Origin of the sequence: Paracoccus salipaludis (assembly GCF_002287065.1) — a bacterium.
In the GTDB taxonomy this organism is placed as follows: domain Bacteria; phylum Pseudomonadota; class Alphaproteobacteria; order Rhodobacterales; family Rhodobacteraceae; genus Paracoccus; species Paracoccus salipaludis.
Window position 1 is genome coordinate 1 of sequence record NZ_NSJZ01000091.1, and the last position, 686, is coordinate 686.

At 65.2% G+C, this 686-nt stretch carries 1 protein-coding gene; it reads right to left on the reverse strand.

Annotation, left to right across the window (positions count from 1 at the left end):
- On the reverse strand, nucleotides 1-686 hold a 686-nt coding region (locus CK240_RS17710; RefSeq protein WP_135058943.1), incomplete at both ends, for a replication initiation protein.

The following is a 686-nucleotide window of genomic DNA, read 5'->3' on the forward strand; positions in this document are numbered from 1 at the left end:
TCATGAACGGAGAAGGCAGTACGGGCAAGGTCGGTGTCGCGCCTGGGAACGGTGAGGTTGCCAGCCTTGAAGGTGCGGCCGACGCGATCCGACCAGTCCTCGCGCTCGACCTGGCTGAGATTGTGCCACCACGCTAACGCCGGTTCCGCTTGGGGTTCTTCGGCGATGAGGGGCGGGGCGTCTTCGGTGTCCTGCTGGCGACGACGTGCAGCGCTGTGGCGAGCGTTCTCGCTGGCAGTCTCGGCAGCGTCGTGCGGGTCTTTCCAGCGCCAGCGGAAGGTAACGGCATGAACCGACCTGCCCTGTTTCTCGGGGGTCATGCTTACCTCGACCGTGCCATAGTCGTTCACCGCTGTTAGGGCTGGGTCCAGAACCCAGCGTCGGAACTGCCCCCAAACCTCATAGGACTTCTTGTCAGCCACCCCCATGAGCGAGCGCAGTTCGTCCACGGTGAAGGTCCAGAATGGCCGTCCGAGCCGCTTCTTGTCGGCAAGCAGCACATAAAGCTGGCGGCCGTGGCCGGTCAGGCTGTGAGCGGCGCGGGCCTCGATCTTGGCAAAGTTCTGCGGGCTGCGGAGCGCATGGACGCCGGCTGGTGGGATCAACGCCCGCACCATCGAGCCACCTTGGGTGATCTTCCATTCGGCCAGCAAGACCGCGCCCCAGGGATCGCCACGCCACTCGCC